This window comes from Paenibacillus planticolens, from assembly GCF_013141725.1.
GTDB classification, from domain to species: domain Bacteria; phylum Bacillota; class Bacilli; order Paenibacillales; family NBRC-103111; genus Paenibacillus_E; species Paenibacillus_E planticolens.
Window position 1 is genome coordinate 1 of sequence record NZ_WHNZ01000063.1, and the last position, 7177, is coordinate 7177.

Here is a 7177-nt window from a genome sequence, read left to right on the forward strand (position 1 = left end):
GTTAATCTGTTACTGCACATGCATTTCATGAAAATAACTGGAAAAACATCCGTTAATTCGCACTGGAAATGAATATGTAGAGTAATTTGGCAGATTTAGCAGGAGAATTTCCAGTTAATCGGCGTTTGGAGCGACGATATGCTGAAATTAGCTGGAGTTTTTCCAGCTAAATTGCCCGGCAGTTGGCGGCGTGGTTGCAATGCTGGGCGATCGATGGGACGATATTTGTATGTTATGGTGTGTTATCGTGAGGAACCCAGCATCTTGCGTGTACCGCTTTTATATTGACTCACCAGCGCTTGTCCCAAACACAAAGTTACAAACAAGGGGAAGCGGAGCGTACACTTCTTGATCACTCAGGCGAATCCTTCGTCACTTCCCGCAGCCCCGTATCCACATAAACGGGGATCCCTTCTCCGCGAGCCGCACGGAGCAATTGTCCGATAATATGATCGCCCCATACTTGTTCATTCTGCGAGATGACAGAGGTGATCTGCCCGTTAATCAGAGCTTCTTTCACATTTGGCATCATACCGAAAGCTAGCGAGTTCCGTTTTAATCCTTTAGCCTTCCATAAGAGAATGGAAGCAGAGCTCGACAAAATATCCAGGGTGACGAGCGTATCAAAATGAGGGTGGTCATCAATCATGCGCTCCATGTCAGACAATGCCCTGTCGGAAGAGCCTTCGTTATAACCGACTTCAAGCACTTGTATGCCGGTGTTCCTGGATAAGTAGTCGAGCATGCCGGAAAGCCGATCCTTTTGAATGGTTGAACCGGAGGAACCCGACTCAACGAGTACCATCCCTTTTCCTTTCATCAGCTTGCCGACGACTTCCCCCATTAAAGCTCCGCCACGATAATGATCAGGACCGATATAGGATAAGCGGCGGCTATTAGGAGCATCGGTTTCGAAGCAAATGACCGGAATCCCGGATTCCATGGCTTTATTAATAGCGGGAGTAAGCGCATCGGGATCGATCGGATCGATTGCAATGCCGTCGACCTTTTGTTTAATCATGGTTTCCATCATTCGGATTTGCTGCTCTAAACTAATTTCTTCCGGTGCCTTAACCAGCAGTTGAACGGAATTAGCGGCAGCTGCCTTTTCCGCCAGTTGGGTAATGACCTCGTAAAAGGAATGAGCCATTGGATAAATAATCCCGAAAGTGTGAGCGGGATGCTGGTCATTTTTTGGAGAGGACGGCGTTTCCGAAGAGAGCAAAGGGCCGGAGGTATTCGCATCCCTGCAGCCCACGGTTGTAAAGAGTGAAAAAATAACGATAAATAGCAGACATTTCTTAGGAGTAACTGACAAAGCCCTTGTGCTCCTCTCTTTCCGAAGTAGGCAGGTCTTTGTTCAATTGGCCGGTTTTGCGAAACTGCTTCGTGGTCATCCCCGTAACCCGCTTAAATAGATTTGAAAAGTAGTGAGCGTCGTTATAGCCTACCAGAAAGGCAATTTCATACGATTTGGACTGTGTCGTTTGAAGCAGCTCCATCGCTTTCCGAATCCGGGTTTGCGTCAAATACTCAATGAACGTTTGGCCAATCTCTTGGCTGAACACTTTGCTTAAGTGACCGGGACTCAAATTGACATGATCGGCAGCATCTTGGAGCGAAAAGTAATCTTTATCATAATGATCATGGATATACTTTTTCACTTTAATCAGCATATCCCCATATTTATCAGATGCCCCGGCTCGCCACTGCCAATATTGTTCGGAAAGCCGAATCAAGTAAGCGCATGATTCTTCCCATGACCGTATGGCTTCTATGGCATTCTGCATAACGTCCAGGGTCATATCGAAGTTTGCGATATTCGGATAAGAATCTCTGGCAGACCGGAACACTTCTAACGTTAAATCGTTCAGAATATAGTACCCGATCAGCGATGATTGCCAGTCTGTATGCTGAAGGACGGAGGCAAAAGAACGGACAAAGGACTCTGCTTTAGCCGGTGAGCCGATCTTCAGAAATTCTACGAATTGAGTCCGGTCTAAGAACACGGACTGTTCAAAGGAGCCGCTTCTTGACTCCAGCATCGCATGGCGGTTTTGCCGGGATAAACGGCGCCAGTGCATGTCTTCCATGGCTTCCAGGAAGGAAACATGGATGCCCTGCATACGGTCTTGCATGCTCCCGATGCCGATGGATATGGAGTACGGAAGCTGATCCATCGTTTGATTTTGCAAGTGTTGGAACGTCTCTAACGCTTGCTTGATCTGTTCCGGGGATTCCCGTTTCAGAATCCATACGCATTCCGTTTTGCTTCGCTTGAACACCAGAATGTTGTCGCCTTCGAGCTTGAGATGCAGCTTATGCTCATCTTGCTTCATGTAGTCGAAGATATCCTCCGGAACGGTGTCGGAAGCGGACATTTTGCGGAAATCAGCGGTTACGACGACATAGAAGCGGGACAGCAGATTCAAGTTCAATTTGGAGCTCAGATGGACAGCCTCGGAAGTCGTAATGAAACCGCTGCACAAATCGTTCAGCAGCTTGCTCTGCGTTAAGCCGGCATGCCTGCTTTCGCCTAGCTTTAATTGTTCGATTTGCTCTTTTGCGCGGCGTTCCGCATCAATTTTGTCACTGACCTGACGAAGGGTTTGCAGTAAATCTGCCGAGGAGATCGGCTTCGTGCAATATTCCTCTACGCCCAAACGAAGGGCGGTTCTGGCATACTCGAAATCGCCGTGTCCGCTTAAAATAATAATTTTGATATCGGGCATGTTTTTTCTAACATAGGAACTCAATTCCAAGCCATCCATGAAGGGCATCTTAATATCGGTGATCAGAATATCAGGTTGAAACTGTTCGATCATCGGAAGCGCAACTTCTCCGTCGGAAGCATCTCCGCAATACACGAATCCTTCTTTTTCCCATTGGATGGTGTCGCGAATCGTCTCGCGAATTAAAATTTCATCGTCAACCAGCAGCACTTTTTTCATCAGATGTTCCCCCCTGACATTGGTATTCGAATGGAAACTTTGGTTCCCTCATTTTGAATACTGTCGATACTTACTCCGTATTTATCCCCGTAATACAGTTTAATTCGTTGCTGCACGTTATGGAGGCCGAATCCGCCGGACACTTCGTTGCCCGTTTGCTCTGGAGGCTGATTGTTCGTCAAATAATCGCGCATCTGCTCAAGCTTCTCCGGCGACATGCCGATACCGTCATCCTCCACCGTCAGGACGATATCCTCCTCATTTTCGATGCAGCCGGTGAGGCGAATGAGGCCTTTGCGGCGTTTATTTTTTAAGCCGTGATATAAAGCATTTTCGACAATCGGCTGCAAAATCATTTTTAAGATCGGATACGGGTTTAAGCGGGGCTCAATATCGATCTCATAATCCAAAATATCACGATAGCGCATTTGTTGAATGACCAAATAACTATGTACATGTTCTACTTCTTTATTAATAATAATCCAGTCCCGCCCCTTGCTTAATGAAATGCGGAACAGTTTGGACAAGGATTGAACCAACTGAATGACTTGATTATTTTTTCCTGCTTCTGCCATCCAGACGATGGAATCCAGCGTATTGTACAAAAAGTGAGGATTGATTTGGGCTTGCAGCGCCCGCAGTTCCGCTTTCTTAATTTCCTCTTGTTCTTTAATGCTTTGTTCAAGCAGTTTTCGGATTTTACTGAGCATGATGTTAAAGCTGTTGCCTAATTGGGCGACTTCATCATTGCCCGTCGGAACGACTTTGGCCTCCAGATATCCCGATGCGGCTAGCTGCATTTTGCTTTTCAAGAGGTGAAGCGGATGGGTCAAGCGGTTAGAAATAAAAAAGTGCAGAGAAACAGCAAAGACGAAGCTTAGCACAACCGTGATGATAATGAGTTGGCGAATCGAATTGGCTTCTTCAACAATTTCTTGAAGCGGAACGTACCCAACGATACTCCAGCCTGTCATTCGCGAAGGAGCAACGTAGACGAATTTCGGCTTGCCTTCCGTAGAGTCGATGTAATTGGTATCGTTGGTATCGGCTCCGTTAAGAAGATGGACTAAATCGGATGGGAGCGGCAGTTTGGCACTGGCTTTTAACGTAGAAGGTGTAAAAATTGGCGTGCCGGACGAATCCACAACAAAGTAGAAGCCGGTCGCCCCGATCGTTACGTTATCGCAAAATTGTTTGACCACCCTATCATCCAAATCGATGACGATAAATCCAATCACTTCGTGCGTAATCTGCTGCTTGACGGCAGCCATAATGGAGATGACATTCGTATTGCTGTATTGAAAACCGTCGATTCTGTCAAGAACGGAAGCATCGGAAGGAGGGATAATCAAGACCTCGTCCGGATTGTTGGTCAAACGGGTTAAATGCGGGTTGCGCAGCGGATTTTTCTCCAGCTGGAACAAGCCCTTCCTCTCGCTAATGCCTCTGCCGTACAAATTAACCATGGTAATATTGAGCACGCTGTCATATTTGTATGTTTGTCTGTAGGAATCCATCGTTCTTAGTATTTGTTTCGTATCCTCATAGGTATCTTCTTGGGAAAATAAGAAATGGAGCACTTGTGTATTCTTGCTAATTTCAAGCAGCTTCCTGGTGTCAATAAATTGGGTGTCGAGGTCTCTGGCGAGCTGATCTGCGGATAGCATGGCTGCTGCTTTACTGTTGTTAAAAACGGTTTTAAACGATTTCTGATAAGAGATGAGGCCAACCGCAATAAGAGGGATGCACGTTAGAATGATAAACATTGTAAGCAGCTTTATCTGTAAACTCGATGAAATCCATTGTATCAATCTCATAATGGTGTATGTAACCTTTCTTAATTGAGGGGGTCTTAGTCTCAATCTTACTATAACAAATTGTCGTCCATGCGGATATGGTAACGTATACATTTCACCACAAATAACAATTTCCTCTCATAAAAACAAACTTTTGTCGATGGAGCTGCGGATAAACACTTAAAAAATTACAAGAAATGAGCTTGAAACTCTGTATAAAAGTCAACTGTAAGCGTTTTATAATGAGGTCACACCGAGCAAGAGGTGAACTAAGGGGAGGAATGAACAATGAAAGTTACGAAAAAAATGGGGGTTCTCGTTGCGGCTTCCTGTATGATGTTATTCGCAGCAGCTTGCGGAAACAGCGCGAGCACATCGACGGCTCCAACAACCAATGCAGCAGCTACCACAGCACCTGCTCCGGCAGCAGGCAAGAAAATTACTCTAGGCTTCGCTCAAGTCGGAGCAGAAAGCGGTTGGAGAACGGCAAACACCAAATCAGTCCAAGACTCGGCGAAAGAAGCGGGCTTTGATTTGAAATTCTCCGATGCCCAGCAAAAACAAGAAAATCAAATTAAAGCGATCCGTACATACATTCAGCAAAAAGTGGACGTCATTGCTTTCTCGCCGGTTGTTGAATCGGGTTGGGATACAGTGTTGAAGGAAGCAAAAGATGCTAAAATCCCGGTCATTCTGACGGACCGTGCTGTTGATTCGAAGGACACGTCGCTGTATGCGACATTCATTGGATCTGACTTCGTAGAAGAAGGAAAGAAAGCAGGGAAATGGCTTGCTGATAAATATAAAGACGCCAAGGAGGACGTGAACATTGTTGAGCTTCAAGGCACAACAGGTTCCGCACCGGCAAACGACCGTAAAGCCGGATTTGCCGAAGAGATCAAGGGCAATCCGCACTTAAAAGTGATCGCATCACAAACAGGCGACTTTACAAGAGCAAAAGGGAAAGAAGTTATGCAAGCGTTCCTAAAAGCGCATAAAGATATCAAAGTTCTTTATGCACACAATGACGATATGGCTCTTGGAGCTATCCAAGCCATTGAAGCAGCAGGCTTGAAGCCAGGTCAAGATATTACGATCATTTCCGTCGATGCGGTGAAAGATGGCATGACGGCAGCAAGCGAAGGCAAAATCAACTTCATCGTTGAGTGTAATCCGCTGCTTGGGCCGCAATTGATGCAAGCTGTCAATGATGTTGTGGCAGGCAAATCAATCGAGAAACGGATTGTTACCAAAGAAGGCGTCTTTACTTCCGAAGACGCGAAGAAAGTGCTGGCAGATCGTCAGTACTAATAAAATCATATAAAGGAAAAAGCCACTCCATACAAGAAGCCGGTGGAGTGGCTTTTCTCTATAAGGAGAGGAGCAATCCCATGGGAGAAACCCAGCCGATATTGCAAATGACGGATATTCATAAACAATTTCCCGGTGTTAAAGCATTGTCAGGCGTTAACTTCCGGATGTTCCCGGGTGAAGTCCATGCGCTGATGGGCGAGAATGGGGCCGGTAAATCGACATTGATTAAAGTGCTCACCGGTGTTTATTCCATTGACCAAGGAAGCGTGGAGCTGGACCGGAAGCCGGTCAGAATCCATAGTCCGCTGGATGCGCAGCAAGCCGGAATCAGCACCGTGTATCAGGAAGTTAACTTGTGTCCTAATCTGTCTGTTGCGGAAAATATATATATCGGTCGCGAGCCGCGCCGGTTCGGCCGCATTTTGTGGAAGAAAATGAACGTAGAGGCTGCCGAGTTGCTGAAGAAGAGAATGAATCTTGAAATTGATGTGACACTGCCCTTGCATAACTATTCCGTGGCCGTTCAGCAATTAATTGCGATTGCCAGAGCAGTCAGTATTTCCGCCAAAGTGCTAATTCTGGATGAGCCTACCTCCAGTCTGGACCGGGGCGAAGTCATGCAGCTATTTACCGTCATGACAAGGTTGAAGAAGGAAGGTTTGGCCATCTTGTTCGTCACGCATTTCCTTGATCAGGTGTATGAAATTTCAGATCGAATAACCATTCTTCGTAACGGAGAATTTGTCGGAGAGAGCATGACAGAGGAGCTCTCCCGAATAGATTTAGTGTCCAAAATGATCGGCAAAGAGCTGCACTTGCTGGAGGAGCTTCCGAAGAGTACGAACGATCGGCAGGTCAAGGCAGAGGTGTTATTGGAGGCTTATTCGTTGGGAAAAAAGGGGGCGATCGAGCCGGTGGATTTCTCCATCCATAAGGGAGAAATCGTCGGTTTGGCCGGGCTTCTCGGTTCCGGAAGAACGGAGCTTGCCAGATTGTTGTTTGCGGCTGACCGTTCGGATTCCGGCGAGCTCAAATTCGCTGATTCCAAGTCGGCCATTCACTCGCCAAGGCAAGCGATTGACCACGGCATCGCCTTCTGCTCCGAGAATCGCAAGA

Annotated in this window: 5 protein-coding genes; 2 read left to right on the forward strand and 3 right to left on the reverse strand. The window is 46.5% G+C overall.

All coding sequences use genetic code 11. From position 1 onward, the window contains the following. Positions 1-352: 352 nt before the first annotated feature. Genes GC097_RS27265 through GC097_RS27275 form a run of 3 tightly spaced genes read right to left on the reverse strand, consistent with a single transcriptional unit; the run spans position 353 to position 4717 of the window. On the reverse strand, positions 353-1318 hold the full coding sequence (locus GC097_RS27265) for a sugar ABC transporter substrate-binding protein (RefSeq protein WP_246294476.1): 966 nt from the start codon (positions 1316-1318) through the stop codon (positions 353-355). Then, positions 1302-2951: a response regulator transcription factor gene (locus tag GC097_RS27270; RefSeq protein WP_171686443.1), complete on the reverse strand. Its 1650-nt coding sequence runs from the start codon at positions 2949-2951 to the stop codon at positions 1302-1304. The genes GC097_RS27265 and GC097_RS27270 overlap by 17 nt, the downstream gene beginning before the upstream one ends. Continuing rightward, the gene (locus tag GC097_RS27275; RefSeq protein WP_246294477.1) at positions 2951-4717 is read right to left on the reverse strand and encodes a sensor histidine kinase; all 1767 of its coding nucleotides are present in this window, start codon (positions 4715-4717) and stop codon (positions 2951-2953) included. The genes GC097_RS27270 and GC097_RS27275 overlap by 1 nt, the downstream gene beginning before the upstream one ends. A 318-nt stretch (positions 4718-5035) precedes the next feature. Here GC097_RS27275 and GC097_RS27280 point away from each other — a divergent pair, with 318 nt between their 5' ends. Together GC097_RS27280 and GC097_RS27285 are read left to right on the forward strand one after the other, a co-directional pair. Next, positions 5036-6058 (forward strand): ABC transporter substrate-binding protein, encoded by a 1023-nt coding sequence (locus GC097_RS27280; protein ID WP_171686445.1) that lies wholly within the window; start codon positions 5036-5038, stop codon positions 6056-6058. 80 nt (positions 6059-6138) lie between these two features. Beyond that, positions 6139-7177: sugar ABC transporter ATP-binding protein (locus GC097_RS27285; protein WP_171686446.1), on the forward strand; the 1039-nt coding region annotated here is incomplete at its 3' end.